We start from the raw sequence: 26,616 nt of genomic DNA, 5'->3' as shown, positions 1-26,616 counted from the left end.
CTGTGGGGGTGGTCTCCCCCGCCCTGTCCTGGTTGCTCGAGGCGCCCTCCGGCGGGGTCGGCGGGGTCGGCGGGCTGGATCCCCGCGACGTGGCCGCGCTGGTGGCCGAGGGGGTCCTCGTGTGCGCCGCTGACGGTGTGCTGCCGGCGGACGTCCACGCCGTCCCGGCCGAGCGCGCGGCGTTCCTGGCGCAGCGGCTGGACGACGGCGTCGTCGTCGGTGGGGCAGCAGCGCTGTGGCTGCGCGGGTGCCTGCAGCGGCTCGGCGTCGTCGACGTCATCGTCCGCCACGGCCGGTCGGGCGGCTCGCGCCGCGACCCCGCGTGGCGTCGCAGCCGCACGGTGCTGCTGCCCGAGCACCACGTCGAGGTGGTGTGCGGCGTGCCGGTCACCACGCTGGAGCGGACCGCCACGGACATCGCCGTGTGGCACCCCGCACGGGAGGCCGCTCCCCTGCTGCGGGCGGCGGTGGAGGCCGGCGCCGACCCGGCCCTCGCGCTCGACCTGCTCGCCGTCCGCCGCCGGCCCGGCCAGCGCGCGGGCCGGCGCCAGCTGCGCCGCCTGCCCGGCGCGCGCAGGTCGCCCGAGCAGGTGCTCTCAGGCCTGGCGGCTGCCGGTGACGCGGTAGGCGTCGAAGACGCCGTCCACGCGGCGCACCGCGTTGATGACGTGGCCGAGGTGGCCGGCGTCGGCCATCTCGAAGGTGAAGCGCGACAGGGCCACGCGGTCGCGTGACGTCGTGACCTGCGCCGAGAGGATGTTCACGTGGCTGTCGGACAGCACCCGCGTCACGTCGGAGAGCAGGCGGGACCTGTCGAGCGCCTCCACCTGGATCTGCACGAGGAAGACGCTGGCGGAGCTGACGTCCCACTCCACGTCGACGATGCGGTCGGGCTCGGCGCGCAGGCCGACCACGTTGCCGCAGTCCTCGCGGTGCACCGAGACGCCGGCGCCGCGGGTGACGAAGCCGACGATCGGGTCCCCGGGGACGGGCGTGCAGCAGCGGGCGAGCTTGACCCAGACGTCCTCGACGCCCTTGACCACCACGCCCGGGTCACCGGTGCGGGGGCGCCGGACCGCCGGTGAGGGCAGTGTGGCCTCGGCGAGGTCCTCGGTGGCGCCCTCCTCCCCGCCGAGGGCGGTGACGAGCTTCTCCACCACCGACTGCGCCGAGACGTGGCCCTCGCCGACCGCGGCGTACAGCGCGGAGACGTCGGCGTAGCGCATCTCGTTGGCCAGGCCCACGAGGGCCTCGTGGCTCATGAGGCGCTGGATGGGCAGGTGCTGCTTGCGCATCGCCTTGGCGATGGCGTCCTTGCCCTGCTCGACGGCCTCCTCGCGGCGCTCCTTGGAGAACCACGCGCGGATCTTGTTGCGGGCCCGCGGGCTCTTGACGAAGGTCAGCCAGTCGCGGCTCGGCCCAGCGCCCTCGACGCGGGAGGTGAAGATCTCCACCACGTCGCCGTTGTCGAGCTGGCTCTCCAGCGGCACGAGCCGGCCGTTGACGCGCGCGCCCATCGTGCGGTGGCCGACCTCGGTGTGGACCGCGTAGGCGAAGTCGACGGGCGTGGACCCCGCGGGCAGGCCGATGACCTCGCCCTTGGGCGTGAAGACGAAGACCTCCTGCGCGTTGATCTCGAAGCGCAGGCTGTCGAGGAACTCCCCCGGGTCCGCCGTCTCGGACTGCCAGTCCACCAGCTGGCGCAGCCAGGACATGTCCTCGAGGTTGCCCTTGCCGGTCGGGCCCACCCCGCGGACGGCGGCGTCCTTGTACTTCCAGTGCGCGGCCACGCCGTACTCGGCGCGGCGGTGCATGTCGTGGGTGCGGATCTGGATCTCGACGGCCTTGCCCTCGGGCCCCACGACCGTCGTGTGCAGCGACTGGTACATGTTGAACTTGGGCATGGCGATGTAGTCCTTGAACCGGCCGGGCACCGGGTTCCAGCGCGCGTGCAGCGCACCGAGGACGGCGTAGCAGTCACGCACCGTGTCGACCAGGACGCGCAGGCCGACCAGGTCGTAGATGTCCGTGAAGTCGTGGCCCCTCACGATCATCTTCTGGTACACGGAGTAGTAGTGCTTGGGGCGTCCGGAGACGGTGGCGCGGATCTTGGCGGCGCGCAGGTCGGCGCTCACCTGCTCGCGCACGGTGGCGAGGTACTCCTCGCGCGCGGGGGTGCGCTCGGCGACGAGGCGCACCACCTCCTCGTGCATGCGCGGGTAGAGCGTGGCGAAGGAGAGGTCCTCCAGCTCCCACTTGATGGTGTTCATGCCCAGCCGGTGGGCCAGCGGCGCGTAGATCTCGAGGGTCTCGCGGGCCTTCTTCTCCGCCGAGGCCGCTGGCACGAACTTCCAGGTGCGGGCGTTGTGGAGGCGGTCGGCCAGCTTGATGACCAGCACGCGGATGTCCTTGGCCATCGCCACGACCATCTTGCGCACGGTCTCGGCCTGGGCGGCGTCACCGTAGGTGACCTTGTCGAGCTTGGTGACGCCGTCGACCATGTCGGCGACCTCGTCGCCGAACTCCCGGCGCAGCTCCGCCAGGGCGTACCCGGTGTCCTCCACGGTGTCGTGCAGGAGCGCCGCGGCCAGCGTGGGCGGCGTCATGCCCAGCTCGGCGAGGATGGTGGCGACGGCCACCGGGTGGGTGATGTACGGGTCGCCGCTCTTGCGGCGCTGGCCGCGGTGGGCCTTCTCAGCCACGGCGTAGGCGCGCTCGAGCACAGCCGTGTCGGCGCGGGGGTGGTTGGCCCTGACCGCCTTGAGCAGCGGCTCCAGCGCCGCGGGCGTGGTGGGCGCGCGGGTGCCCAGGCGGGCGAGGCGGCGGCGGATGCCGTTGCCCGGGGGCGCGGCCTCCGTCTCGCTGGGAGCGGGGTCCGGCGCGGGCGCCGGAGCCGGAGCGGGCACGGGCGCACCGGGAGCGCTGACTGCACCGCCTCCGGTCACGGACGACGACGACTGCGCTGTCTGGTCCACCACACCTCCCGGGCCCGCTGGGTGCGCCGAGTCTACGGCTGGTCGGTCCACGCTCCCGGGCCCCTGACCACTCCCGTCGTCACCGCCCGCCCGGGGGTCAGCGCGTCAGGGCGTCAGGGGGTCTGCAGGACGGCGCCGACGGGGGCGCCGCCCAGCGCGCCGGCCAGGGCGGCGCGGCCGTCGAGGTCGGTCAGCTCCAGCAGGAACAGCGCCCCCGCCAGCTCGCCGCCGAGGCGCCGCACCAGCGAGCACGCCGCGGACGCGGTGCCTCCGGTGGCGAGGACGTCGTCGATGACGAGCACGCGCGCTCCGGCGGGGACGGCGTCCTCGTGGGCCTCGATGGACGCCTCGCCGTACTCCAGGGAGTAGTCCTGGCGGACGGTGCGCCACGGCAGCTTGCCGGCCTTGCGCAGCGGCACGAAGCCCGCGCCCAGCGCGAGGGCCAGCGGGGCGCCGAGCACGAAGCCGCGCGCCTCGACCCCGGCCACCAGGTCGACCCCTCCGCCGGGCATGGCCCGTGCGGCCTCGGCCAGCGCCCCGGTGGCCCTCGCCAGGGCGTCGGCGTCACCCAGCAGCGGCGTGATGTCCCAGAAGGTGATGCCCGGCGCCGGGTGGTCGGGCACGGCGCGCAGCAGGGCCAGCAGGCCGGCGGCGTCGTCGTCGGTGGTGGTCGCGCGGTGGGTGGCGCGGTGCGACGTGCCGCTGCTCATCGACGGCGCCCCCCCGGGCGGCGCGGCTGGCTTCGCTGGCCCCCGGAGGGGCTGCGCGGCGTGCGGCGCGTCGAGGGGCGCTCGAGCACGGCCGTCGCGGTCCCGGTGGAGGTGCCGTCACCGCGGTCGCCTCCGGAACCGGCGGACACGGCCGACGTGGAGCCCGTGGTGGGGACGGCGGTGCCGCCGCGGCGGGCGAGCACCTTCTCGCGCTGGCGGGCGATGTCGGGCTCGCGCTCGCGCATCTGCACGTACAGCGGCGGCGCGAGGAAGACCGACGAGTACGTGCCGGCGATGATGCCGACGAACAGGGCCAGCGAGATGTCGCGCAGGGTGCCCGCACCCAGCAGCAGCGCGCCGATGAAGAGGATCGACGCGACGGGGAGCAGGGCGACCACCGAGGTGTTGATGGAGCGGACCAGCGTCTGGTTGACCGCCAGGTTGGACGCCTCGGCGAAGGTCTTGGAGCCGCTGGAGAGCACGTGCTCGGTGTTCTCGCGGATCTTGTCGAAGACCACCACGGTGTCGTAGAGGGAGTAGCCGAGGATGGTCAGGAAGCCGATGACCGTGGCGGGCGTGACCTCGAAGCCCGACAGCGAGTAGACCCCGGCGGTGATCACCACGTCGTGGACGAGGGCCACCAGCGCCGCCACCGACATCTTCCAGGTGCGGAAGTACAGCGCCAGCACCACCGCCGCCAGCAGGACGAAGATGCCCAGGCCCGTCAGCGCGTTGCTGGTGACGTCGGCGCCCCAGCTGGGACCGACGAAGGAGTCGGTGACGTTGCCGGCCGGCACGGAGTAGCCCTTCGCCAGCGCGCTGGCGACGGCGTCGGTCTGCTGCTGGCTCAGCTGCTCGGTCTGCACGCGGATGGCGTTGTCGCCGACGGTGGAGATGAGCGGGGGCTGACCGTCGGGCACGACGGAGCGGACGGCGGCCTCCGCCGGGTCCTGGGCGGTGGTGCTCACGCCGGAGACGCGGAACTCCGACCCGCCCCGGAACTCGATGCCCGCGTTGAGGCCCTTGGTGAGCAGCAGCACCACCGACAGGCCCACCATGACCGCCGCCACGGCGTACCAGACGCGGCGGGTGCGCATGACGTCGAGTCCGCGCCTGCCGGCGTAGAGGTCGTTGCCGAACTGGGAGAAGGACGGCATGTCAGCGCTCCTCGGTGGTCGTGCCGGAGGCGCCGTCGTCCCCGTCGGCACCGCGCTGGCGCGCTGCCTCCGCGGCGCGGCGCTGGGCGATGGTGGTGCGGCCCCCCGAGCCGGTGGTCACCGGCTCGCGGCGCTCGGCGCCGTCGTCGGGGGTGTCGAAGCCGCTGCCGGAGGACGCGCCCTCGCCGTCCCTCGAGCGCGACCTCGCCGCGCGGGGGGCCTGCTCGACGGGGGTGCGCACGCGTCCGCGACCGGCGTAGGCGGGCGCGCGGCCGAGGCGCTCGCCGTCGAAGCCGGAGAGCCGGTGGCCCGAGGCGAAGAACCTCCGCCGGGCCAGCAGCACCAGCACGGGGTGCGTGAAGAGCGCCACCACCAGCAGGTCGATGACCGTGGTCAGACCGAGGATGAAGGCGAAGCCCTTCACCCCGCCGACGGCGAGGAAGTACAGCACGGCGGCCGCCATGAAGTTCACGACGTCGGAGATGATGATCGTCCGACGGGCACGGGCCCAGCCCGTCTCCACGGCCGACGTCAGGGACCGGCCCTCGCGGACCTCGTCCCGGACGCGTTCGAAGAACACGATGAACGAGTCGGCGGTGATGCCGATGGAGACGATGAAGCCGGCGACGCCGGCCAGGCTGAGGCGGTAGCCCTGGTACCAGCCCAGCAGCACCGTCAGCAGGTAGGAGATGCCTCCGGCGAGCACCAGGCTGGCGACGGTCACCAGGCCGAGGGCCCGGTACTGCGCCAGGGAGTACAGGACCACCAGCAGCAGGCCGATGGCACCCGCCAGGAGACCTCGCTCCAGCTGCTCGGTGCCCAGGACGGCGGAGATGCGGTCCACGCTCTGGGTGGTGAAGGAGATCGGCAGGGCGCCGAACTTCAGCTGGTTCGCCAGCGTGGTGGCGGAGTCCTGCGTGAAGGAGCCGCTGATCTGGGCGTTGCCGTCCGTGATGGGGCTCTGGATGGTCGGCGCCGAGACCACCGTGCCGTCGAGGACGATGGCGAAGCGGTTCTGCGGGGCCTGCAGGCCGAACAGCCGGGTGCTGGTCGTGGCGAACTCGTCGCGACCGCGGCTGTCGAAGCTGAGGTTGACCACCCACTCGTTGGTGGTGGCGCCGGTGCTGGTGGTGCGCAGCCCGGCGGTGGCGTCGCTGATGTCGGTGCCCTCGACCTCGACCGGACCGAGGATGTACTTCTCGGCGCCGGTGCTGTCGCAGGTGACGATGGGCCCGGTGACGACGTCGTCCAGCTGCGTGCCGACCTGCACCGGGTTGCTGCAGTCGAGCGCCTGGAACTTCGCGAGCAGCTCCGGGGTGACCTGGCTGAGGTCGCTGGGGCTGGTCGGGCTCGGGGCGGGCGTCGCCGCGGTGCTGGACGCCGCGGGGCTCGCCGCCGCGCTGGACGCCGCTCCGGAGGCCGCGGCGGACGGAGTGGCCCCCGACAGCAGCGCTCCCGGCAGGCGGCTGCCCTGCTGGCTCTCGGACGGCGCCGCGCCGCCGGTGGCGCTCTGGCTGGCCGCGGGGGCCTCGCCGGTCGCGGCGGGGGTGGCGCCGTCAGTCGGGGTGGCACCGGCGGTGGGCGTGGCGCCGGCGGTCGGGGTGGCCGCCGCCGCGGGGGCGGCCGAGGCCACGTAGAGGACCGGCCGGAAGCGCATCTGCGCGGACTGCGAGACCAGCGCGACGGCGCCCGACTGCGAGGCCGGGTCACCGGGGAGGCTGACCACGATGTTGTTGCCGCCGGAGCTGGTGATCTCCGCCTCGGTGAGGCCGGAGGAGTCCACGCGCTGGCGGATGATGGTGATCGCGTCGGCGATGGTCTGCGGCGTGATCTGGTTGGCGGTCTCACCGCCCCGCAGCTGCGGCGTCAGGATGATCTGCGTGCCGCCGGCCAGGTCCAGGGCCAGCTTGGGCGTCCAGCCGGCGTCGCTGAAGCGGACCGCCGACCCGAGACCGGCGACGAGGACGGCGACGACCGCGGTCAGCCAGAGCAGGGAGCGCCGGGCGCGGGACGTTGAGGATCGGGAGCGTGCCAACGGGGTCTCTTCCGGACGGAGGCCGGCCCGGGGGTCGGCGGTGAGCGGCGCGGGTGCGGCGCGGGATCAGCGGTCGTGGCGCTCCGGCGCCTCGTCAGCGGTGCCCGCGGCGCCGGGGGCGGTGCCACCGGAGACCGGCGGCAGGGCCTCCGGCTCGGTGGGCGAGGTGGTGCTGGGCTCGTCGACGACGCGGGCGACCGCGGCGCGGGCCCAGGTCAGGCGCACGCCCGGGGACGGCTCGAGGTCGACGGTGGTGTCCGTGACGTCGACGACCGTGCCGTAGAGGCCGGAGGCCGTCATGACGCGCTGGCCGACGGCCAGGGAGGCCTGCAGGTCGGAGACCGACCGCTGCTGCTTGCGTCCTCGCAGGATGAGGAAGAGCAGCAGGGCGATCGGGAGCAGCAGGATCAAGGCGTCCATCGGCAGCGACCCTACCTGCCGTCGCCGGGAGCATCCGGGGTTCGCGGAAGGTGCTCCGGGGAGCGGCCCCCGCCGGGCTCCCCCAGCTCCAGCTGCCCGGGCAGCCCGCCAGGGCGCTGCAGCGGCGGCTCCAGGCCGAGGTGGCGCCACGCGGCGTCGGTGGCCACCCGGCCCCTCGGGGTGCGGCCGATCATGCCCTCCCGCACGAGGAACGGCTCCACGACGGTCTCGACGGTCTCGGCCTCCTCCCCCACGGACACCGCGAGCGTCGAGAGCCCGACCGGGCCGCCGCCGAAGGTGCGGCACAGGGCGCGCAGCACGGCCCTGTCGATCCGGTCCAGGCCGAGCGGGTCGACCTCGTAGACCTCCAGCGCGGCGCGCGCCGACGCCTCGTCCACCACGGCCCCGCCCCCGGTGGCCCCGCTGCCGCGCACGAGCGACCAGTCGCGCACGCGGCGCAGCAGGCGGTTGGCGATGCGGGGCGTGCCCCGGGAGCGGCGCGCGACCTCGGCGGCGCCCTCGCTGGTCAGCGCCACCCCGAGCAGGGCGGCGGACCGGTGCAGCACCTGCTGCAGCTCCGCGGGCGAGTAGAAGTCGAGGTGGGCGGTGAAGCCGAACCTGTCGCGCAGCGGCGCGGGCAGGAGCCCGGCGCGCGTGGTGGCCCCGACCAGGGTGAACGGCGGCAGGTCCAGCGGGATGGCGGTGGCGCCCGGCCCCTTGCCGACCACCACGTCCACCCGGAAGTCCTCCATGGCCACGTAGAGCAGCTCCTCAGCGGGGCGCGCCACGCGGTGCACCTCGTCCACGAAGAGCACGTCGCCCTCCTCCAGGGACGTGAGCACCGCGGCCAGGTCTCCCGCGTGCTGGATGGCCGGACCGGAGGTGATGCGCAGGTTGGTGCCCAGCTCGGCCGCGATGATCATCGACAGCGTGGTCTTCCCGAGGCCCGGGGGCCCCGAGAGCAGCACGTGGTCGGGGGCGCGGCCGCGGGCGCGGGCCGACTCCAGCACGATCGACAGCTGGGCGCGCACCACCTGCTGGCCGACGAAGTCGCGCAGGCGCTTGGGGCGCAGCGCGCTCTCGGCCGCGCGCTCGGTGTCGTCCGCTCCCGGCTCGACGAGGCGGACCCCCAGCGCGCCGTCGTCCTCCTCCGGCCCTCCCGGCTGCCCCGAGAGCTCGCGCGAGCGGTCCGCCATCAGTGCCGCCCGAGGTGGCGCAGCGCGGCGCGCAGCGTGGTCGCGAGCTCGGCGGAGGACCCGCCGTCACCCTCCGCGGCGCCCTCCGCGTCGTCAGCGGTCACCGCGGCCACGGCGTCTTCCGCCTGCTTCGCGGAGAACCCGAAGCCGACCAGCGCCTCCACCACCGGGGAGGGAGCGGGCTTCGCGGCCGCCGGGGCGGCGACCGGAGCGGCGCGGCCGGCCCGCGGCGCCGGGACCTCACCGCTGGGGGCGCCGATCCGGTCCGCCAGGTCGAGCACCATGCGCTGGGCGCCCTTCTGGCCGATGCCCGGCACGCGCTTGAGGGCCACGAGGTCCTGGGAGGCGACGGCGACGCGCAGCTCCTCGGGCGAGTGGACCGCCAGCACGGCCAGCGCCAGGCGGGGACCGACGCCCGTGACGGACTGCAGCACCTCGAAGACCTCGCGCTCGTCGGCCTCGGCGAACCCGAACAGGGTCAGGGAGTCCTCGCGCACCACCAGGCTCGTGTGCAGCAGCGCCTCGGAGCCGCGGCGCAGGTCGGCGAGGGCGCGGGGGGTGGTGTGGACGAGCATGCCGACGCCCCCCACCTCCACGACGACGCCGTCGAGCCGCAGGGAGAGCACGGTGCCGCGGACCGAAGCGATCATGACCTCATCACCCGGGAAGCCTCGCACGGGGCACCGACACCCCGCGGGCCGCGGCGACGGCGTGACGCCACGTGACGGGGCGTCACCCGAACGGGCGTGCGACGTGCGAGGGTGGCCCTGTGCGCGTCATGGGGGTCGACCCGGGCCTCACCCGCTGCGGGTGGGGCGTGGTGGACGGCCTGCCGGGCCGCCGCGCGAAGCTCGTGGCCGTCGGAGTGGTCCGCACCGAGCCGGAGCTCCCGCTGGCGCAGCGCCTGCTGCAGGTGGCGGACGGGCTCACCACCGTCCTGCGGGAGTGCCTCCCGGACGCGGTGGCCGTGGAGCGGGTCTTCGCCCGCAACGACGTCTCGACGATCATGGGCACGGCGCAGGCCAGCGGCATCGCCATGATGCTCGCGGCCCAGCACGGCCTCCCGGTGGCGACCCACACTCCCAGCGAGGTCAAGGCCGCCGTCACCGGCAACGGGCGCGCGGACAAGGCGCAGGTCACCCTGATGATCACCAAGATCCTCGCCCTGGCGGAGGCCCCGCGGCCGGCGGACGCCGCCGACGGGCTGGCGCTGGCGATCTGCCACCTGTGGCGCGGCGGCCCGACGGCCCTGGCCGCGGGCCAGGACACCGCGTACCACCACGACCCGCTCGCCTCCGTCGCCGGCAGCGCCGGCGCCCCCACGGCGGCGCAGACGGCGTGGGCCCGTGCCGCCGCAGCGGCACGGGCCCAGCCCAAGGAGTGGAAGCTCCCCGCGAAGACGCGGTGAGGCTCAGGCGTCCTCGAGGACCCCGTCCGGGACGTCGAGGTTCGCGTAGACGTTCTGCACGTCGTCGAGGTCGTCGAGGGCGTCGATGAGCTTGAGCACCGAGCGCGCCTGCTCGCCGTCGAGCGGGACCTGCATCGACGGGACGAACTGCGCCTCGGCGGAGTCGTACTCGATGCCGGCCTCCTGCAGCGCGGTGCGCACGGCCACCAGGTCGGTCGCCTCCGAGAGCACCTCGAAGGAGTCACCGACGCGGTTGACCTCCTCGGCGCCCGCGTCGAGGACGGCGCCCAGGACGTCGTCCTCGTCGTGCCCGGCCGCGGGGACCTCGACGACGCCCTTGCGCGTGAAGAGGTACGCCACGCTGCCCGGGTCCGCCATGGTGCCGCCGTTGCGCGTGAAGGCCACGCGGACGTCGGAGGCCGCGCGGTTGCGGTTGTCGGTGAGGCACTCGACGAGCACGGCCACGCCGTGGGCGGCGTAGCCCTCGTACATGATCGTCTGGTAGTCGGCGCCGCCGGTCTCCTGGCCGGAGCCGCGCTTGACCGCCCTGTCGATGTTGTCGTTGGGCACCGAGTTCTTCTTCGCCTTCTGGATGGCGTCGTAGAGCGTCGGGTTGCCGGCGGGGTCGCCACCGCCCGTGCGGGCCGCGACCTCGATGTTCTTGATGAGCTTGGCGAAGGCCGAGCTGCGCTTGGCGTCCTTGACGGCCTTCTGGTGCTTGGTGGTCGCCCACTTGGAGTGGCCCGACATCGCACACCTCCTCGGGGCTCGCTGGTCAGATCAGGTCAGCAGCCCATGTTACCGAGGGCGGGCGGCACCGCTCACCGCCGAGCGGCGGCCTCGATCATCCGGACGAACAGCGCGTGGACGCGGTGGTCGCCCGTGATCTCCGGGTGGAAGGACGTGGCGAGCAGGGCGCCCGACCTCACGGCCACCACGCGGTCGGCCGCGGCCGCCGTGCGGGTGCGCGCGAGCACCTCCACGCCGTCTCCGACCTGCTCGACCCACGGCGCGCGGATGAAGGCCGCGCGGACCGGACCGCCCTCGACGCCCTCGACGTCGAGGTCCTCCTCGAACGACTCCACCTGCCGGCCGAAGGCGTTGCGGCGGACCAGCACGTCCAGCCCGCCGAAGGTCTGCTGGCCGGGGATGGCGTCCACGAGGCGGTCGGCCAGCATGATCAGCCCGGCGCACGAGCCGTAGGCCGGCATGCCGTCGGCGATCCGCTCGCGCAGCAGGTCGTGCAGCTCGAAGCGGCGGGCGAGCTTGTCGATGGTGGTCGACTCCCCGCCGGGCAGCACGAGCGCGTCCACCGCGCGCAGCTCGCTCGGCCGGCGCACCGGGACGGCCCGCGCGCCGACGGCCTCCAGCGCCCGGGCGTGCTCGCGGACGTCGCCCTGCAGGGCGAGCACCCCCACGAGCGGTCCGTCGCCGGGGGTGGTGGAGGTCGGCTCAGCCGGGGCCAGGGGAACCGTGCTCACCACCCCATCCTCCCAGCCCGGCAGGATGGGGTGGTGACCGCTGCTGCTGACACGACCGTCCTGGCGCAGCGCGCGGCGCGGCTCGAGGCCGCTGACGCCCTGGGCGACCTGCGCGAGCGCTTCGACCTCCCGGACGACGGCTCGGTCTACCTCGTCGGGAACAGCCTGGGCGCCCTGCCGCGCGCGGTGGCGCCGGCCGTCGCCGACGCCGTGCAGCGCCAGTGGGGCCGCTCGCGCGTGGGCGGGTGGAACACCGAGGGCTGGTGGGCCGCCCCGCAGCGCGTCGGCGACCGCATCGGCGCGCTGCTGGGCGCCGCGCCGGGCCAGGTGGTCGTGGGCGACTGCACCAGCGTCCAGCTGCACAAGGTGCACCTGGCGGCGGCCTCCGAGGCCAGGCGGCGCAGCACCGGCACCGGCCAGCCGGTCCGCCGCGTCGTCGTCGCCGACCCCGGCTCCTTCCCCACCGACCTGTTCGTGCTGGCCTCCGACGCCCGCCTGGCGGGGCTGGAGGTGGTGCTCGCCGCGCCGCCGGAGGTGCCGGCCGTGCTCGCGGCCCGCGGCGACGAGGTCGCCCTGGTGGCCCTCAGCCAGGTCGACTACCGCACCGGTGAGCTGTGGGACCTGCCGGGCCTGACCCGCGCCGCCCACGACGCCGGCGCGCCGGTGCTGTGGGACCTGTGCCACTCCGCCGGCGTGGTCCCCGCCGACCTCGACGCGCACGACGTCGACTACGCGGTCGGCTGCAGCTACAAGTTCCTCAACGGCGGCCCGGGCGCCCCGGCATGGGTCTACGTGCCCCACCGCCTGCAGGCGGGCTTCGCCAACCCCGTGCCCGGCTGGAACTCCGCCGCGCAGCCCTTCGCCATGACCGGCGAGTACACCCCGGCTCCCGACATCGCGGTGGCCAGGACGGGCACGCCGCAGATGATCAGCCTGCTGGCGCTGGAGGCGGCCCTGACCGCCTACGACGACGTCGACGTCGTCGCGGTGCGCGCGAGGTCGCTGTCGCTGACCGGCTTCGCCCTGGAGGCCCTCGACGCGCTGGTGCCCGAGGTGGAGGTCGTCACCCCGCGCGAGCCCGGCCGCCGCGGCAGCGCCCTCGCGCTGCGCCACCCGCAGGCGTGGGGGCTGACCCGGGCGCTGCATGCCCGCGGCGTGGAGGGGGACTTCCGCGCGCCCGACGTCGTGCGGTGGGGCGTCGCGCCGCTGTACCTCTCCCACGCCGACGTGCTGGCCGCCGTCGTCGCCCTGCGGGCCGTGCTCGACGGCGGTGAGCACGAGGCCGCCGAGCGCGCCGAGCGGCCGACGGTCACGTGAGCGAGCCCACCTGGCTGCCGCCGGAGGAGGAGCCGTGGGCGCTCTCGCTGGTCGTCAGGGTCGAGCGGGACGCGCCTCCGGCGCACACCGACGTGCTGGTCTCCGCGGCCCGCGCCGTCGTCGCCCTGCTGGTCGACGAGCGCACCACCGACCCCGAAGGCGCCTTCCACGACGCCGTGGCCCGGTGGCGCGGCCAGCGGATCCGCAAGATCGGTCGTCGCGCGCGCGGCTCGCGGTGGGAGCGCACGGCCGACCTGCCCCACGTCGAGGCGCGCTCGGGGTCCGCCCAGGTCAGGGCGTTCGCTCCGCACCCGCGCGACGACGCCCCGACGGTGCTGCGCGACCTGCAGGTCGGCGGCCTGGAGCTCACCGACCCCGACCCCCCTCTCCGTGATCATGGGCAGTCGGCCACCCGCCCGCCGAGGCAGCCGGTGCTCACCGTCCGGCTGGCGCCGGGCGTGGCCATGAGCACCGGCAAGGCCGTCGCGCAGGTCGGTCACGCGGCGCAGCTCGCGCTGGAGCGCCTCGACCGCGCCGCCGTCGCCGCGTGGCTGGCCGGCGCCGAGCCCGACGTGGCCACGGGCCTCGCCGTCGTCGTCGTCCAGGGGGCGCCGGTGCTGCCGGCGTCGCGGCGGGTGGACGTCCGCGACGCCGGCTACACCGAGGTGGCCCCCGGCACCGTCACCGTGAGCGCCGGCTTCGAGTGAGGGGCCCGGCCGCAGGGCCGGTCAGCGGGCGTGGTCCGGCGCGTGCGGGTGGTCGTGGAGGTTCACCACCACGGCCTCCTGCGTGCTGCGCACCACCACCATCTCCACCGGCTCGGTGTCGCTGGCGTTCTGCTCCCAGTGCACGACGCCCGCCGGGATGTGCACGAAGTCACCGGCCCGGGCCTCGCGCGGCTCGTCGAGCCGGTCCCCCACCCACCAGCGAGTGGTGCCCTTGAGGATGTAGATCGCGGTCTCGGCCTCGCCGTGGTGGTGCACGCCGGTCTGGCCCCCGGGGTCGAGCACGGCGAAGCCCATCCAGAAGCTGGCGCCGTTCATGGCCTCGCTCACCGCGGCCCAGCGGTGGAGCCCGCCGGCGGTCTGCGCGGTGCCGGCGTCGCGCTGGTCGGGGGTGACCACCGAGACGTCGACGTCCGCGCTCACCGACCGCCCGCCGTGCAGGCCCTGCTCAGGGGTGTAGCTGTGCCCGTGGTCGTCGCTCACGCGGCGTGCCTCAGGCGATCCGGCGCATGCGGCGCACGACCAGCGGGCCGTCGAGCAGGTCGGGGATCCTGTCGACGAACGCGACCAGGTGGGGCGCCGCCAGGTGGGCGTCGAGCTGGTCGGGGCTCTCCCAGTTCTCGTAGAAGGCGAACTCCCCCGGGTCCTCGAGGTTCTGGTGGAGGTCGTAGTTGACGCAGCCGGCCTCGCCGGTGGTCGGCTCCACCAGCGCCTCGAGGGCCTCGCGCAGCTCCTGCTCCTTGCCGGCGCGGGCGCGCATGGTGGCCACCACGGTCAGCAGGTCGCGGCGCTCGTCGGTGGGGGTGGTCATGGGGCCTCCTCGCTGAGGTGCCCGGGTCCGCCCCGGGCGCGCTCGCACGCTGGCACCCCGCCGCACCCGCGGGGAAGGTCGCGTCTCAGACCGAGACGCGAGCACGAGCGCGACCTCCGGCAGGGCGCTGGTCCGGACGGTGTCGGACGCGTTATTGACTGACCGTTCATCCATGTACGAGGATGGGCCCATGGCCCGCCCCAGGAGCTTCGAGGAGGGCGTCGTCGTGGACGCCGCCGCGCGGTGCTTCACCGACCTCGGGTACGCGGCGACCTCGGTGGACGACCTCGTCGGCGCCACCGGACTGCACCGCGGCAGCCTCTACGGCGCCTTCGGGAGCAAGCGCGGCCTCTTCCTCGCCGCCCTGGCCCGCCACGCCTCCGCCCCCCGCGAGCGCACCGACGACGACGACGAGCAGCTGCGCGCGGCTGCCGAGCGCGTGATCGCCACGCAGTTCGGCTCGACCTCGATGCTGCAGCGCGTGCTCGGGGTGGGCTTCGCGGAAGCGGAGGGCCTCATGGACGCCCTGGAGCGCCGCGGGGTGGTCGGTCCCGCCCAGCAGGCGAGCCCGCGCGCCGTCCTCGTCCCCGAGCACCAGCTCGACGACGCGCTCGAGCGGTTCCCCGGTGGCGGGAGCAGCACGGGTGCGCTCGACCTGCTGCTGGTGGCCGCACTCGAGCTGGCACCCCACGACGACGAGGTCCGAGACCTCGTCCGCGAGGCCTGCGGCGCGCTCGGCCCGGCCGCCGCCACGGTCCTCGGGCGGCGTCTGCTGGAGCGAGCCCGCCTCGAGGACGGTCTCCCCGACGCGGACGCGGCTGCACCGGTCCCCGCCGGCCCGACCCCGGCCCCACCTGCGACGAGGAGGACGTGATGGCACGCATCAGGGTCAGCGACGGACAGCTGGAGGTCCGGCTCACGGGCCTGGACGCCCTGTGGTCGCTCCGGCGGCGCCTGGTGGTGCCGCTGTCGGCGGTGCGCGGGGCGACCGCCGACCCCGGCGCCGCCGCCGAGCCCAAGGGCGTCCGCGCCCCGGGGCTGCACCTGCCGGGCGTGGCTGCCGTGGGCACCTTCCACCGCGGCGGGGACAAGACGCTCTACGCCGTGCACTCGGGGCGGCGGACCGTCGTCGTCCAGCTGGAGCCGGGGGCGGACACGGCGGGCTTCGCCCGGGCGGTGGTGGAGGTCCCGGACCCCCGCGCCGCCGTCGACGACGTCAACCGGGCGCTGAGCCAGCGCTGAGGCGCCGGCTCGGTGCCGACCTGCAGCCGCGGGCCCGTCACCGGTGGCCCGGGGCCGTGACGCGGTCTCGACGGTGGCCCCGGGCCGATCCGGAAGTGACCGAGGTCGGTTCCGGCGGACCCTCCCAGGGCGGACGCATCCGCAGGTGACCGCGGTCAGCCGCGGACGACCAGACCAGAAGTGACCCAGGTCAGTTCCGGGGGACCGCCCCTGGACGGATGCATCCGCAGGTGACCGCGGTCAGGTGCAGCGGGTAGTTCCTGGGCGGACGCGTCCGCACGTGACCGCGGTCGGCCGCGGACGACCAGACCAGAGGTGACCCAGGTCAGTTCCGGGGACCGCCCCTGGGCGGACGCATCCGCAGGTGACCGCGGTCAGCTGCGGACGGGGGGACGGCGAGCCGGCGCGCACCGCCGAGCAGCCACCGCAGGACGACGACGGCCGGCGGCCCCCGGAGGGGACGCCGGCCGTCGTCGGTCGCTCGCCGCTGGTGCGGCGAGCTGTCAGCTCACCAGCCGCGCTGCGCCAGGCGGTGCGGCTCCGGGATCGCCTCGACGTTGAGGCCGACCATGGCCTCGCCCAGGCCGCGGGAGACCTTGGCGATGACGTCGGGGTCGTCGTGGAAGGTGGTGGCCTGCACGATCGCCTCGGCGCGCTGCTGCGGGTTGCCGGACTTGAAGATGCCGGAGCCCACGAACACGCCGTCGGCGCCGAGCTGCATCATCATCGCCGCGTCCGCCGGGGTGGCGATGCCGCCCGCGGTGAAGAGCACGACGGGCAGGCGCCCGGCCTCGGCGACCTCGACGACGAGGTCGTAGGGGGCCTGCAGCTCCTTGGCGGCGACGTACAGCTCGTCCTTGCTCAGCGAGGTGAGCCGGGCGATCTCCGCGCGGATGGTGCGCATGTGGGTGGTGGCGTTGGAGACGTCACCGGTGCCGGCCTCGCCCTTGGAGCGGATCATCGCCGCGCCCTCGGTGATGCGCCGCAGGGCCTCGCCGAGGTTGGTGGCGCCGCAGACGAAGGGCACCGTGAACTGCCACTTGTCGATGTGGTGCGCGTAGTCGGCCGGGGTGAGGACCTCGGACTCGTCGACGTAGTCGACGCCCAGGCTCTGCAGCACCTGCGCCTCGACGAAGTGGCCGATGCGGGCCTTCGCCATGACGGGGATGGAGACCTCGGCCTGGATGGCGTCGATGAGGTCGGGGTCGCTCATGCGGGCCACGCCGCCCTGCGCGCGGATGTCGGCGGGGACGCGCTCCAGGGCCATGACGGCCACCGCGCCGGCGTCCTCGGCGATGCGCGCCTGCTCAGCGGTGACGACGTCCATGATGACGCCGCCCTTGAGCATCTCGGCCATGCCGCGCTTCACGCGCGAGGTGCCGACCTGGGGCGTCGAGGCGGAGGTGGAGGACTCGGACATGCCGCCCATGGTACGGCGGCGCCGCGGGCCTCACGCACCGCCTGACCAGCACTGACCAGCACTGACCAGCACGGGTCCGCTGAGCAGGGGCTCCGCGCGGGCGTCAGTCGCCGATGTGGCGCAGCACACCGTCCCAGCCGCCCAGCAGCTCCCGCACGAGGTCCACGAGGGCCTGCGGGTAGACGGTGGCGCCGGCCGCCTGCGCCGCCGCGAGCTCGGGCAGGGACCACCAGCGCAGCTCGTCGAGCACGTCGCCCTCGAGCTCGGTCCACCCGGCCGTGGAGACCCCGCGCGCCCGGGCGCCGGGCACCACGGCGAGGAAGAAGACCTCGTCCTGCCGGCACGTGCGGGCCAGGAAGTCGAAGACGGCGCTGCGCTCCCCCACCGGTCCCACGAGCTGCTCGGCCGGCAGGTCCAGCCCGGTCTCCTCGCGCAGCTCGCGCGCCGCCGCGGCGCGCGGGTCCTCCCGGGGACCGATGCCGCCACCCACCGTGAACCACCACGACCGCTCGGGCTGGTCCGCGTCGTGGCCGCGCACCAGCAGCAGCCGCGGGCCGCCGTCGCCGTCGCCATCGCCGTCTGAGGGGTCCACGAGGAGCACGCGCGCCCCGCGCCGGAACCACAGCCCGTCCGCGCCGAGCACCCACTCGTCGACCGCCTCGGCCCCGCTCCCGGCCCCGTCCCCAGACGCGCTCCCCACCACGTCGCCAGCCTGTCAGCCCGCCCGCCGCACCCCCGGCGCCGGGGGTCGGCCGGCGCTGCGGGGGGCCAGCCCGGGCGGCTCGTCGTCGACGTCGAACGTGCGCGGCAGGGGTGCCCGGCCGGCCAGGTGCGCCCACCGCTCCACCCGGCGCCCGCGGGTGCGGCGAGCGGCCACCACGGCGTCGTTGGCGAACCGCCGGGCCAGCACCACCCGCTCGCAGGCGGTGGCCAGGTCGGCGAGGAGCTCCTCCACCAGCGCCTCGCGCCGGTCGTGCAGCACCTGCACGGCGCCGGGCGTCAGCACGGCGCGCAGCGCTCGGGTGAGGTCGGACTCCACCACCTCGCGCTCCAGCTCCTCCAGCGGTGCCGTCGCCTCGGCCGCCGCAGAGGCGAGCAGCAGCGCGCTGGCCGGGTCGAGGGCTCCGCTGGCCGCCAGCGCCTCCGTGGCGGCGGCGCGGCGCAGCAGGGCGGCGTCCAGGGCGGCGCGGGTGGTCTCCACGCGCACGTGCATGCGGTCCAGGCGTGCGGCGCGCGCCGTCAGCCACCAGGCCAGACCCCCGAGGACGACGACGACGGCCAGCACCACGGCCGGCACGAAGAACGCGTGGTCGTTCACGCGAGCAGCTCCCCCGCCGGGGTCGCGGCGGAGCCGGTGTCGCGCCACTGGGACAGCAGGCGCCCGGCGGCGGGGTCGCCACCGGGTCCGCCGAGCGCGGCGTCACCGCCGTGCACGCCGCTGAGCACGGTCTCGTAGACGGTGAGCACGCGGTGGGCCACCACCGACCAGTCGTAGCGGCGGACGGCGCGCGCGGCGTCCGCGGCGAGGCGGCGGCGGCGCGCGTCGTCGTCGAGCAGCGCCGAGGCGGCGGCCGCCAGCGCCGCCGGGTCCCCGACGGGCACCAGGACGCCCAGGGCGCCGCCGTCCAGCACGCGGGAGAAGGCGGGCAGGTCGCTGGCCAGCACGGGCGTGCCGGCGCTCATGGCCTCCACCAGCACGATGCCGAAGCTCTCCCCCGCCGTCTGCGGGGCCACGTACGCGTCCGCCGAGGCGAGCAGGGAGGCCTTGTCGGCCTCGCTGACCGAGCCCAGCAGCTCGAGGCAGTCGGCGTGGTCCCCGGCCAGCGCGCGGGCCGCGCGGGGGTCTCCGCGCCCGGCGACGAGCACGCGCAGCCCGGGGTGCGCGGCGCGCAGGGCGGGGAGCGCCTCGGCGAGCACCCCGAAGCCCTTGCGGGGCTCCTCGAACCGCCCGAGGAACAGCAGCACCGGCGCCCCCGGCCGCCCCCGCCACTCCTCGCGGACGGCGGCGCCGGCGTAGCGGTCCACGTGCACGCCGTTGGGGACGACCACGGCGTCCCCGCCGAGGTGCTCCACCACGCGGCGGCGGGCGTCCTCGCTGACGGCGATCCTGGCCGAGAGCTTCTCCAGACCGGGCCGCACCAGCGGCAGGGCGGCCTGCAGCGCCCGCGAGCGCAGCGAGGCGGTGTGGAAGGTGGCGACCAGCGGCGCCTCGGCGGCGAGCATGGCGATGAGGGCGATGCTCGGGGTGACCGGCTCGTGCAGGTGGACCACGTCGAAGGCGCCCTCGGCGAGCCAGCGGCGCACGCGCAGCCCCACGACGGGGCCGAAGCTCACCCGGGCGACGGACCCGTTGTAGGAGACCGGGACGGCGCCGCCGGAGGAGACCAGCCACGTCGGCAGGGCGTCGGGCTCGCCGCCGGCCGGGTCGGGCGCGGGCGCTGAGACCGGGGCCAGCACGGACACGGCGTGGCCCTCGGCGAGGAGGACCTCGGCGAGGTCGGCGACGTGCGCCTGCACCCCTCCGGGCACGTCGAAGGAGTACGGGCAGACCAGGCCGACCCTCACGGCGCCACCTGCCCGGTGAACGCCTGCTGGAGCATGTGCCAGTCGGCGGGGTGCTCCCGCACTGCGGCACCGAGCACGTCCACGCACGCCTGCGTCATGGCGGCCGTCTGGGCCTTGCGGTCAGGCCGCTGCCCAGCCCCCGCGACCAGCCCCTCGGGGGCGGTCACGCGGGGGTGGACGACGGCGACCGCGGTCCAGGAGCGCCACGGGCTGCGCCCGGACGGGGCGGGCTCGTAGTGCACCGAGACCGGGAACAGCGGCGCGCCGGTCGTCAGGGCGAGCGCGGCGGGACCGCCCGCCGCCCGGGACGGGTGCCCCAGCAGCGTGACGGGCACCCCGCCACCGGACAGGTCGCGGTCGGCCAGCAGCGGCACGAACGCGCCGCCGCGCAGCGCGCGCACGAGCGAGGCGAAGCTGGTGCCGCCCCCGCCGCCGGGGGCCACCGCCAGCACGGTCAGGCCCAGCCGCTCGCGGAAGGAGAGGAAGGCCTCGAAGACCTCCTCCGGCTCGAGGCGCTCGGCCACGGTGACCACCGGGGGGTCCCACGCGGCGGCCGCCCAGGCGCCGACCTGGTCCCACGAGCCGCTGTGCCCCAGGAAGCCGACGGCGCCGCGGCCGCCCTCCAGCGCCGCCACGAGCTCGGCCAGGCCCTCGCCCTCCACCCGCGTGCGGGTGCGCAGCTGCTGCGGCGTCCACACGTGCAGCCGGAAGGCGTCGGCCCAGTAGCGGGCGTAGGAGCGCATCCCGTCGCGGACCAGGCGGTGCAGCGCGGCACCGGTCGCGCCGGTGGCCGCGCCGAGGTTGGCCTCCAGCCGGCGCACGCCCGCACCCCGGCGGCGGACGGCGAGGTCGGCGCCCAGCGACGCCGCCGCGCGCACCAGGACCTCCGGCAGGCGGGGGACGACGGCGAACGCGGCGCGGTAGCCGAGCGCGGCTGCTCGCTGCGCGGTGCTGCGAGCGGCCCGCTCAGGTGCGGGCACGGGCGGGCTCGTCCCCCGGCAGCAGCTGGCGGCGCACCAGCGACAGGCGCTGCCCGATGGTGACGCAGCTGGCCGCCGCGAGCAGCGCCAGCACCACCACGAGCACGGTCTGCGGGAGGCCCAGCCCCACGAAGGCCGTCACCACCAGCGTGGCCACGAGCCGCTCGCTGCGCTCGGCGATGCCGACGTCAGCCCGCGCACCCGCCGCCTCCGCGCGGGCGCGGGCGTAGGAGACGACGAAGCCCAGGGCCAGGTTGGCCAGCGCCAGCACCGCCAGGCCCCGCGCCCACGGGGTGTCGGCGCCGGCGCCGGTGGCGTACAGGACCAGGCCCCCGAAGACGGCGGCGTCGCCGAACCTGTCCAGGGTGGAGTCGAGGAAGCCGCCCCAGGCGCTCGTGCGCCCCGACATCCGCGCCATCGTGCCGTCGACGGCGTCGGAGAAGACGAAGCACGTGATCGCGATCGTGCCCCAGAACAGCTGTCCCTGCGGGTAGGCCACCAGCGCGGACACCACCACGCCGAGGGTGCCGGCCACCGTGACCGCGTCGGGGCTGACGCCTCGGCGCAGCAGGAAGGCGGCCAGCGGCGTCAGGACGCGCGCCAGCCAGGCCCGGGCGTAGCGGTTGAGCATCTCGTCACGCAGGCTAGCGGGCTCAGCCGCGCCAGGCCTGGTTCACGTCCCGGCCGATGGGCCGGACGTGCTGCCGGGCTCACCGGAGGAGGCCCACGCCGCGGCGAGCTTGTCCCGGGTGTCGGCGAGCAGCTCCGGCAGCGCCTTGGTGCGCCCGACCACCGGCAGGAAGTTGGCGTCCCCGGTCCAGCGGGGCACCACGTGCTGGTGCAGGTGCGCGGCGATGCCGGCCCCGCCCGCCTGGCCCTGGTTGACGCCCAGGTTGAACCCGGAGGGGTTGCTGGCGCGCGTCAGCACCCGCAGCGCGCTCTGCGTGAGCGCGGCCACCTCCGCGGTCTCCTCCAGCGTGAGGTCCACGTAGCCGGCCACGTGCCGGTAGGGGCAGACCATGAGGTGCCCCGGGTTGTACGGGTAGAGGTTGAGCACCACGAAGCACAGCTCGCCGCGGGCGACCACGAGGGCGTCGTCGTCGTCCAGCGACGGCGCCCGGCAGAACGGGCAGCCCTCCCCGGCGGCTGCGCTCGGCGGCTTGTTCTCCCCGCCGATGTAGGCCATGCGGTGGGGCGTCCAGAGGCGCTCGAAGCCGTCGGCCTCGCGTGCGAACCCGCTCGGGTCCTCCGCGCCGGCCGGGTCGAACGGTGCGGCGGACGGCTCGCTCACACCTGGACCCGGGTGCGGACCGCCTCGACGATCCGCTCGACGGCCTCCGCCACCGGGACGGCGTTGTCCTGCCGGCCGTCGCGGTAGCGGAAGGAGACCGCGCCAGCCTCGACGTCGTCGCCGCCCGCGATGAGCACGAACGGCACCTTCGCCTTGGAGTGGGTGCGGATCTTCTTCTGCATGCGGTCGTCGGAGTCATCCACCTCGGCGCGGATCCCCTGCGCCTTGAGCTGGCGGACCACGTCGTGCAGGTGCGGCGCGAAGTCCTCCGCGACCGGCACCCCGACCACCTGCACGGGCGCGAGCCACGGGGGGAAGGCGCCGGCGTAGTGCTCGACCAGCACGCCGAAGAACCGCTCCAGGGAGCCGAACTTGGCGGAGTGGATCATCACCGGCTGCTGGTGGGAGCCGTCGGCGGCGGTGAACTCCAGCCCGAAGCGGGCCGGCTGGTTGAAGTCGTACTGGATGGTCGACATCTGCCAGGTGCGGCCGATGGCGTCGCGCGCCTGCACGGAGATCTTGGGGCCGTAGAAGGCGGCGCCGCCCGGGTCGGGGACCAGCTCCAGGCCGGTGCGCTCGGCGCAGCCGCGCAGCACCTCGGTGGCCTGCTCCCACTCGGAGTCGGAGCCGATGAACTTGTCACCGGTGCCGCGGGTGGACAGCTCCAGGTAGTAGTCGTCCAGCCCGAAGTCCTTGAGCAGCCCCAGCACGAAGCCGAGGAGCTTCTCGACCTCCGCCGGCGCCTGCTCGGGGGTGCAGTAGCTGTGGGAGTCGTCCTGGGTGAGGCCGCGCACGCGGGTCAGGCCGTGCACGACGCCGGACTTCTCGTAGCGGTACACCGACCCGAACTCGAAGAAGCGCAGCGGCAGCTCGCGGTAGGAGCGCCCGCGCGACCTGAAGATCAGGTTGTGCATCGGGCAGTTCATGGCCTTGAGGTAGTACTGCGCGTTCTCGAGCTCCATCGGCGGGAACATCGTGTCGGCGTAGTACGGCAGGTGGCCCGAGGTCTCGAAGAGGTGCTGCTTGGAGATGTGGGGCGTGCCGACGTAGTCGAAGCCCTCCTCCACGTGCCGCCGGCGGACGTAGTCCTCCATCTCCCGCTTGACGACGCCGCCGCGCGGGTGGAACACCGCCAGGCCGGAGCCGATCTCGTCGGGGAAGGAGAACAGGTCGAGCTCGGCACCGAGGCGGCGGTGGTCGCGCCGCTCGGCCTCGGCCAGGCGCTCCAGGTGGGCGCGCAGCTCGTCCTTGGACGGCCACGCGGTGCCGTACACGCGCTGCAGCTGCTGGTTCGCCTGGTCACCGCGCCAGTAGGCGGCGGCGGTGCGGGTCAGCTGCCAGCCGTTGGCCAGGAGGCGGGTGCTCGGCACGTGGGGACCGCGGCACAGGTCCTTCCAGGCGACCTCGCCGCTGCGCCTGACGTTGTCGTAGATGGTGAGCTCGCCAGCGCCCACCTCGACCGAGGCGCCCTCGGCCACCTCGTCACCGTCCTCGGGGCTGCCGGTACCGCCCTTGAGGCCGATGAGCTCCAGCTTGTACGGCTCGGCGGCGAGCTCCGCGCGGGCCTCCTCGTCGGTCACCACGCGGCGGCGGAAGGTCTGGCCCTCCTTGACGATGCGCTGCATCTCCTTCTCGAGGGCCTTGAGGTCCTCGGGGGTGAAGGGGACGTCGACGTCGAAGTCGTAGTAGAAGCCGTCGCGCACCGGCGGCCCGATGCCGAGCTTCGCCTGCGGGTGCAGCGACTGCACGGCCTGGGCGAGCACGTGGGCGCAGGAGTGGCGGAGCACGTCGAGCCCGTCCGGGCTGCTGACCTCGACCGCCTCCACCACGTCGCCGTCGGCCAGCTCGGTGGTCAGGTCCTTCAGGTCGCCACCGATGCGCGCCACGACCACGTCGCGGCGCCCCTCGTACAGCTCGGCGGCCGTGGTGCCCGTCGCGACCTCGCGCTCGGCACCGTCGACCACCACGCGCAGGACACCAGGCTCAGACACGGCGGTGACTCTACGGCGCGGGCCCCCGCGCCCGCTGGGCCCCCGGTGCGCCGTGCGGTCAGCGGTCCAGGAGGACGACGACGGCGCCCAGGCCCAGCGGGCCCGGCTCGAGCACGTCGGCGTAGACCCCCAGGCAGCGCGTCGGGGTGCGGGTGACGAGCAGCAGCGGGCCGGGCCGGCCGCCCGGCTCCCCCAGCCGCAGCCGGCGCCCCGCCCAGCCGCGCTCGTCCCCGGGGTGGGCGACGGCGGGGTCGAGGTCGAGGACGACGTTGGCCCGCTCCCCCGGGTCGCAGCCCGCGGGCGCGTCCGGGGCGTCGGCGGCGCCGTCGGCCACGAGGTGCACGGCGGCGCCGGCGCGGTGGGGTCCCGCGTGCCCGGCGCCTGCCGCGCGGGAGTCCTGCAGCCGCGCGCCACGACCGGCCAGGCGCTCCGGCCAGCCCGCCGCGAGGGGCGGGGCCGCGGTGCCGGCGGAGGTCGGCCGGACGCGCAGCGCGTCGTCGTCGTCGACCGACGCGGTGAGCGCCGCGAGCTCCGGCAGGTCACGAGCCCGCAGGGGCGAACCGCTGGCGTCCACCAGCTGCCAGCGCCGGTCGTGGGCGAGGCCGGCCGCGTCCACCGCCACGCGCTCGGGGAGGTCACCGTCAGCGGAGCGCAGCGGGAACCGGCGCAGTAGCGAGACCCGCCCGACGACGACGCCGCGCTCGACCGACGAGCTCATGGGCAGACCCCCTGGAAAGCACCGACGGGCCGCCCCTGTCAGGGACGGCCCGTCGGACCCGGTGGGCGATACTGGGATCGAACCAGTGACCTCCTCGGTGTGAACGAGGCGCTCTACCGCTGAGCCAATCGCCCGGGTGCGGAGAACACACTACAGGTCCTCCGGGGGCTCCCTCGTCAGGGGTCGACGCCGGGCACCCTGTCGAGCAGGGCCACGGCTCCCGCGGGCAGCACCGACGGCGGCCCCAGCACCACGAGGAACAGCCACGCACCGCCCACGGCGCCGGCGAGGGCCACCCCGGACCCGGTGAGCCGCAGCCACAGCGGTTGCCGGCCCGCCCAGCGCGTGAACCGGTGGACGAGCAGGCGGGCGCGCTTGAGGAGGCGGTGCGCCCAGGCGAACTCGCTCGCGAGCACGGCCAGGCCGGCGAGGACCAGCGGGATGCCGCCCGGTCCGGGCAGCCAGCCGGTCGCGGCGCCCAGGAGGATGAGGAAGACGCCCACGCAGGCGACCACCACGCGGTAGACGCGGTGCTTGCGGGGGTCCGCGCGGACCCTGGCGCGCCACTCCCACCGGTCACGGCGCTCCTGGCGGGTCGACCCCGGACCGCCCCGTGAGGCCCTGGTGCGCTTCCGACCTGCGGCGGGACGCACCGGAGCGGCGGTCTCGGCGTCGTCGGGTGCCGGAGGGACCGGCGGCGCGGGCTGCACCCGCCTAGGGTACGTCTCGTACGACACGCCGCCCGGGGGTGTTTGATCCGCCCCGGGCGGGGGAACATCGATGGTGTCCGACCCGCTGGGGTCGGCACCGCCGGCTCCGGCCGCCGCTCACCGGGGAGGACCACCGTGCCCAAGGGCTCCGCTCACGTCGACGCCGAGGTCGAGCTGCGCCTCGTCGTCCCCGAGTCGGGCAAGGTGCCGGTCTCCGTGGAGTTCGGCTACGGCGTGCACGACCCGTTCGCCGTGACCGCCTCGTTCCGGGGTGACGGCGGGTCCATCGAGTGGGTCTTCGCCCGCGACCTGCTGCGCGAGGGCCTGCGCCGCCCCACCGGCGAGGGCGACGTCCAGGTGTGGCCCGGTGAGGTGGACGGCACCGAGGTCGTGCTGGTCTCCCTCAGCTCCCCGGACGGCCACGCCGTGCTGGAGGCCGATGCGGCCGACCTGCGCGACTTCCTCGACCGCACCCACGCCCTCGTGCCCGCAGGGGCCGAGAGCCGCCACGTCCACGTCGACGACGAGCTCGCCGAGCTCCTGGGCCGCGCTGTCTAGCCCGAGACCCAGCTCCCGCTCGGACGAGGAGGGCGCCACCCCGATGACGGGGTGGCGCCCTCCTCACATCTGCGTCCTGTGGACGGGGCGTGCGCGGGGCACCCCGCGCAGGGTCGACGGGCGCGGGGGCGTCGAGCGCGACGGCGCGGCGAGCCTCAGCGCCCGGCCGTGGCCTGCGGTGACGTGCCCCTGCCGACGCGTCCGCGACTGACCCAGGTCACCCGCGGGCCTCGCCCCAGCGCCGACGCATCCGCGACTGTCCGAGGTCACTCGCGGGAAGGCCCGCCTCCCGCGCCGATGCATCCGCAACCGACCCAGGTCACCCGCGGGCAGGCCCGTCTCCCGCGCCGACTCATCCGCAACTGACCCAGGTCACCCGCGGGCCTCGCCCCAGCGCCGACTCATCCGCAACTGACCCAGGTCACTCGCGGGCGGGCCCAACTCCTGCGCAGCAGCATCCGCAACAGACCCAGGTCACCCGCGGGCGGGGCCGGCGGGCCCAAGACGCACGAAGACCCCGGTCCGTGAGGAGCCGGGGTCTGATCTGGTGGGCGATACTGGGTTCGAACCAGTGACCTCTTCCGTGTCAAGGAAGCGCGCTACCACTGCGCCAATCGCCCGTGCGGGTCAGGACCCGCGTGAGGTGGAGACGGGATTCGAACCCGTGTACACGGCTTTGCAGGCCGTTGCCTCGCCTCTCGGCCACTCCACCGAGGGGCATCCGAGTCCGAGCTACCTCGAGCGGTGCCCTCCGAGCGGACGACGGGATTCGAACCCGCGACCCTCACCTTGGCAAGGTGATGCTCTACCAACTGAGCCACGTCCGCGTATCGACCTCACGGCCGAACGAGAAGAACATTACTTCACGCCGGGGGGCTGCGTCGAACCGCCCCCCTCCGCAGCGCG

27 protein-coding genes, 4 tRNA genes and 1 pseudogene are annotated in these 26,616 nt (G+C 75.2%); 7 read left to right on the top strand and 25 right to left on the bottom strand.

The genetic code is table 11. The features are described 5' to 3' along the window. Positions 1-8: 8 nt before the first annotated feature. The gene (locus tag H7K62_RS24445; protein WP_445499794.1) at positions 9-734 is read left to right on the top strand and encodes a hypothetical protein; all 726 of its coding nucleotides are present in this window, start codon (positions 9-11) and stop codon (positions 732-734) included. Here H7K62_RS24445 and H7K62_RS09555 read toward each other — a convergent pair. The 7 genes and pseudogenes from H7K62_RS09555 to ruvA form a co-directional block, all read right to left on the bottom strand. Further along, positions 681-2,702 (bottom strand): annotated as a pseudogene (locus tag H7K62_RS09555) (RelA/SpoT family protein); the annotation flags it as partial. The gene H7K62_RS24445 and the pseudogene H7K62_RS09555 overlap by 54 nt on opposite strands. A gap of 386 nt (positions 2,703-3,088) precedes the next feature. Further along, the gene (locus H7K62_RS09550; RefSeq protein ID WP_186717706.1) at positions 3,089-3,685 is read right to left on the bottom strand and encodes an adenine phosphoribosyltransferase; all 597 of its coding nucleotides are present in this window, start codon (positions 3,683-3,685) and stop codon (positions 3,089-3,091) included. Next, positions 3,682-4,842, bottom strand: coding sequence for a protein translocase subunit SecF (secF, locus tag H7K62_RS09545; RefSeq protein ID WP_186717705.1), 1,161 nt, complete (start codon positions 4,840-4,842; stop codon positions 3,682-3,684). The genes H7K62_RS09550 and secF overlap by 4 nt, the downstream gene beginning before the upstream one ends. 1 nt (position 4,843) lies before the next feature. After that, positions 4,844-6,877 (bottom strand): protein translocase subunit SecD, encoded by a 2,034-nt coding sequence (gene secD, locus H7K62_RS09540; protein WP_222437331.1) that lies wholly within the window; start codon positions 6,875-6,877, stop codon positions 4,844-4,846. A gap of 66 nt (positions 6,878-6,943) precedes the next feature. After that, entirely contained in the window at positions 6,944-7,297 is a 354-nt protein-coding gene (yajC, locus tag H7K62_RS09535; protein WP_186717704.1) for a preprotein translocase subunit YajC, read from the bottom strand. Positions 7,298-7,308: 11 nt separating this feature from the next. Continuing rightward, positions 7,309-8,496, bottom strand: a complete 1,188-nt coding sequence (gene ruvB, locus H7K62_RS09530; protein WP_370591714.1) for a Holliday junction branch migration DNA helicase RuvB — start codon at positions 8,494-8,496, stop codon at positions 7,309-7,311. Continuing rightward, the gene (gene ruvA / locus H7K62_RS09525; RefSeq protein WP_186717702.1) at positions 8,493-9,143 is read right to left on the bottom strand and encodes a Holliday junction branch migration protein RuvA; all 651 of its coding nucleotides are present in this window, start codon (positions 9,141-9,143) and stop codon (positions 8,493-8,495) included. The genes ruvB and ruvA overlap by 4 nt, the downstream gene beginning before the upstream one ends. A 119-nt stretch (positions 9,144-9,262) precedes the next feature. Between ruvA and ruvC the strand changes: the two genes are divergently transcribed. Beyond that, complete coding sequence (ruvC, locus tag H7K62_RS09520) at positions 9,263-9,901, top strand: crossover junction endodeoxyribonuclease RuvC (RefSeq protein WP_186717701.1); 639 nt, start codon at positions 9,263-9,265, stop codon at positions 9,899-9,901. A gap of 3 nt (positions 9,902-9,904) precedes the next feature. On the opposite strand, the gene H7K62_RS09515 is transcribed toward ruvC, so the two are convergent. Then, a complete protein-coding gene (locus H7K62_RS09515) occupies positions 9,905-10,651 on the bottom strand; it encodes a YebC/PmpR family DNA-binding transcriptional regulator (protein WP_186717700.1) in 747 nt (248 codons plus the stop codon). Between the two features lie 71 nt (positions 10,652-10,722). Then, entirely contained in the window at positions 10,723-11,382 is a 660-nt protein-coding gene (pdxT, locus tag H7K62_RS09510; protein WP_370591691.1) for a pyridoxal 5'-phosphate synthase glutaminase subunit PdxT, read from the bottom strand. Between the two features lie 33 nt (positions 11,383-11,415). Between pdxT and kynU the strand changes: the two genes are divergently transcribed. Together kynU and H7K62_RS09500 are read left to right on the top strand one after the other, a co-directional pair. Beyond that, positions 11,416-12,699 (top strand): kynureninase, encoded by a 1,284-nt coding sequence (kynU, locus tag H7K62_RS23755; protein ID WP_222437330.1) that lies wholly within the window; start codon positions 11,416-11,418, stop codon positions 12,697-12,699. Continuing rightward, positions 12,696-13,406 carry an aminoacyl-tRNA hydrolase gene (locus tag H7K62_RS09500; protein WP_186717699.1) on the top strand — a complete coding sequence of 237 codons (711 nt, stop codon included), beginning with the start codon at positions 12,696-12,698 and terminating at the stop codon, positions 13,404-13,406. Before kynU ends, H7K62_RS09500 begins: the two co-directional genes overlap by 4 nt. Before the next feature lie 21 nt (positions 13,407-13,427). Here the strand turns inward: H7K62_RS09500 and H7K62_RS09495 are convergent, their stop codons facing one another. Both H7K62_RS09495 and H7K62_RS09490 read right to left on the bottom strand, forming a co-directional pair. Beyond that, positions 13,428-13,907 carry a cupin domain-containing protein gene (locus H7K62_RS09495; RefSeq protein WP_186717698.1) on the bottom strand — a complete coding sequence of 160 codons (480 nt, stop codon included), beginning with the start codon at positions 13,905-13,907 and terminating at the stop codon, positions 13,428-13,430. A gap of 10 nt (positions 13,908-13,917) precedes the next feature. Then, entirely contained in the window at positions 13,918-14,235 is a 318-nt protein-coding gene (locus H7K62_RS09490; RefSeq protein WP_186717697.1) for a putative quinol monooxygenase, read from the bottom strand. 190 nt (positions 14,236-14,425) lie between these two features. Between H7K62_RS09490 and H7K62_RS21550 the strand changes: the two genes are divergently transcribed. Together H7K62_RS21550 and H7K62_RS09480 are read left to right on the top strand one after the other, a co-directional pair. Further along, a complete protein-coding gene (locus H7K62_RS21550) occupies positions 14,426-15,109 on the top strand; it encodes a helix-turn-helix domain-containing protein (protein ID WP_255479951.1) in 684 nt (227 codons plus the stop codon). Then, positions 15,109-15,477: a hypothetical protein gene (locus H7K62_RS09480; RefSeq protein WP_186717696.1), complete on the top strand. Its 369-nt coding sequence runs from the start codon at positions 15,109-15,111 to the stop codon at positions 15,475-15,477. The genes H7K62_RS21550 and H7K62_RS09480 overlap by 1 nt, the downstream gene beginning before the upstream one ends. Before the next feature lie 508 nt (positions 15,478-15,985). On the opposite strand, the gene pdxS is transcribed toward H7K62_RS09480, so the two are convergent. From pdxS to H7K62_RS23750, 11 genes are all read right to left on the bottom strand, one after another. Further along, on the bottom strand, positions 15,986-16,897 hold the full coding sequence (gene pdxS / locus H7K62_RS09475) for a pyridoxal 5'-phosphate synthase lyase subunit PdxS (protein ID WP_186717695.1): 912 nt from the start codon (positions 16,895-16,897) through the stop codon (positions 15,986-15,988). A 103-nt stretch (positions 16,898-17,000) separates the two neighbouring features. Beyond that, positions 17,001-17,600 (bottom strand): NUDIX hydrolase, encoded by a 600-nt coding sequence (locus H7K62_RS09470; RefSeq protein ID WP_186717694.1) that lies wholly within the window; start codon positions 17,598-17,600, stop codon positions 17,001-17,003. A gap of 12 nt (positions 17,601-17,612) precedes the next feature. Then, complete coding sequence (locus H7K62_RS09465; RefSeq protein WP_222437329.1) at positions 17,613-18,215, bottom strand: hypothetical protein; 603 nt, start codon at positions 18,213-18,215, stop codon at positions 17,613-17,615. After that, a complete protein-coding gene (locus tag H7K62_RS09460; protein WP_186717693.1) occupies positions 18,212-19,462 on the bottom strand; it encodes a glycosyltransferase family 4 protein in 1,251 nt (416 codons plus the stop codon). The genes H7K62_RS09465 and H7K62_RS09460 overlap by 4 nt, the downstream gene beginning before the upstream one ends. Continuing rightward, positions 19,459-20,442, bottom strand: coding sequence for a phosphatidylinositol mannoside acyltransferase (locus H7K62_RS09455; protein WP_186717692.1), 984 nt, complete (start codon positions 20,440-20,442; stop codon positions 19,459-19,461). Before H7K62_RS09455 ends, H7K62_RS09460 begins: the two co-directional genes overlap by 4 nt. Further along, positions 20,429-21,073: a phosphatidylinositol phosphate synthase gene (gene pgsA / locus H7K62_RS09450; RefSeq protein WP_186717691.1), complete on the bottom strand. Its 645-nt coding sequence runs from the start codon at positions 21,071-21,073 to the stop codon at positions 20,429-20,431. Before pgsA ends, H7K62_RS09455 begins: the two co-directional genes overlap by 14 nt. A 42-nt stretch (positions 21,074-21,115) precedes the next feature. Further along, positions 21,116-21,733 (bottom strand): HIT family protein, encoded by a 618-nt coding sequence (locus tag H7K62_RS09445; protein ID WP_370591690.1) that lies wholly within the window; start codon positions 21,731-21,733, stop codon positions 21,116-21,118. After that, a complete protein-coding gene (gene thrS, locus H7K62_RS09440; protein ID WP_186717690.1) occupies positions 21,730-23,724 on the bottom strand; it encodes a threonine--tRNA ligase in 1,995 nt (664 codons plus the stop codon). Before thrS ends, H7K62_RS09445 begins: the two co-directional genes overlap by 4 nt. Before the next feature lie 58 nt (positions 23,725-23,782). Continuing rightward, the gene (locus H7K62_RS09435) at positions 23,783-24,442 is read right to left on the bottom strand and encodes an MOSC N-terminal beta barrel domain-containing protein (protein ID WP_186717689.1); all 660 of its coding nucleotides are present in this window, start codon (positions 24,440-24,442) and stop codon (positions 23,783-23,785) included. 62 nt (positions 24,443-24,504) lie between these two features. Beyond that, positions 24,505-24,576: transfer RNA gene (locus tag H7K62_RS09430), tRNA-Val, on the bottom strand. A 42-nt stretch (positions 24,577-24,618) separates the two neighbouring features. Beyond that, positions 24,619-25,152, bottom strand: coding sequence for a PGPGW domain-containing protein (locus H7K62_RS23750; RefSeq protein WP_222437328.1), 534 nt, complete (start codon positions 25,150-25,152; stop codon positions 24,619-24,621). 135 nt (positions 25,153-25,287) lie between these two features. On the opposite strand from H7K62_RS23750, the gene H7K62_RS09420 reads away from it, so the two are divergent. Beyond that, on the top strand, positions 25,288-25,710 hold the full coding sequence (locus H7K62_RS09420) for an SsgA family sporulation/cell division regulator (RefSeq protein ID WP_186717688.1): 423 nt from the start codon (positions 25,288-25,290) through the stop codon (positions 25,708-25,710). Positions 25,711-26,255: 545 nt separating this feature from the next. On the opposite strand, the gene H7K62_RS09415 is transcribed toward H7K62_RS09420, so the two are convergent. From H7K62_RS09415 to H7K62_RS09405, 3 genes are all read right to left on the bottom strand, one after another. After that, a tRNA-Val gene (locus H7K62_RS09415) sits at positions 26,256-26,330 on the bottom strand. A 21-nt stretch (positions 26,331-26,351) separates the two neighbouring features. Further along, a tRNA-Cys gene (locus H7K62_RS09410) sits at positions 26,352-26,422 on the bottom strand. A 42-nt stretch (positions 26,423-26,464) separates the two neighbouring features. Next, positions 26,465-26,537, bottom strand: a tRNA-Gly gene (locus H7K62_RS09405). Between the last annotated feature and the right edge of the window lie 79 nt (positions 26,538-26,616).

It is taken from the genome of Quadrisphaera sp. RL12-1S (assembly GCF_014270065.1).
Classification (GTDB): Bacteria; Actinomycetota; Actinomycetes; order Actinomycetales; family Quadrisphaeraceae; genus Quadrisphaera.
Note: the sequence above shows the minus strand (reverse complement) of the source record. Positions and strands in the feature narration are given on the sequence as shown.

Excerpts from the sequence above, each read along its gene's own strand:
- H7K62_RS09550 (WP_186717706.1), bottom strand. The coding sequence starts at position 3,685 with ATGAGCAGCGGCACGTCGCACCGCGCCACCCACCGCGCGACCACCACC.
- secF (WP_186717705.1), bottom strand. The coding sequence starts at position 4,842 with ATGCCGTCCTTCTCCCAGTTCGGCAACGACCTCTACGCCGGCAGGCGC.
- yajC (WP_186717704.1), bottom strand. The coding sequence starts at position 7,297 with ATGGACGCCTTGATCCTGCTGCTCCCGATCGCCCTGCTGCTCTTCCTC.
- ruvA (WP_186717702.1), bottom strand. The coding sequence starts at position 9,143 with ATGATCGCTTCGGTCCGCGGCACCGTGCTCTCCCTGCGGCTCGACGGC.
- H7K62_RS09515 (WP_186717700.1), bottom strand. The coding sequence starts at position 10,651 with ATGTCGGGCCACTCCAAGTGGGCGACCACCAAGCACCAGAAGGCCGTC.
- H7K62_RS09490 (WP_186717697.1), bottom strand. The coding sequence starts at position 14,235 with ATGACCACCCCCACCGACGAGCGCCGCGACCTGCTGACCGTGGTGGCC.
- H7K62_RS21550 (WP_255479951.1), top strand. The coding sequence starts at position 14,426 with ATGGCCCGCCCCAGGAGCTTCGAGGAGGGCGTCGTCGTGGACGCCGCC.
- H7K62_RS09480 (WP_186717696.1), top strand. The coding sequence starts at position 15,109 with ATGGCACGCATCAGGGTCAGCGACGGACAGCTGGAGGTCCGGCTCACG.
- pdxS (WP_186717695.1), bottom strand. The coding sequence starts at position 16,897 with ATGTCCGAGTCCTCCACCTCCGCCTCGACGCCCCAGGTCGGCACCTCG.
- pgsA (WP_186717691.1), bottom strand. The coding sequence starts at position 21,073 with ATGCTCAACCGCTACGCCCGGGCCTGGCTGGCGCGCGTCCTGACGCCG.
- H7K62_RS09435 (WP_186717689.1), bottom strand. The coding sequence starts at position 24,442 with ATGAGCTCGTCGGTCGAGCGCGGCGTCGTCGTCGGGCGGGTCTCGCTA.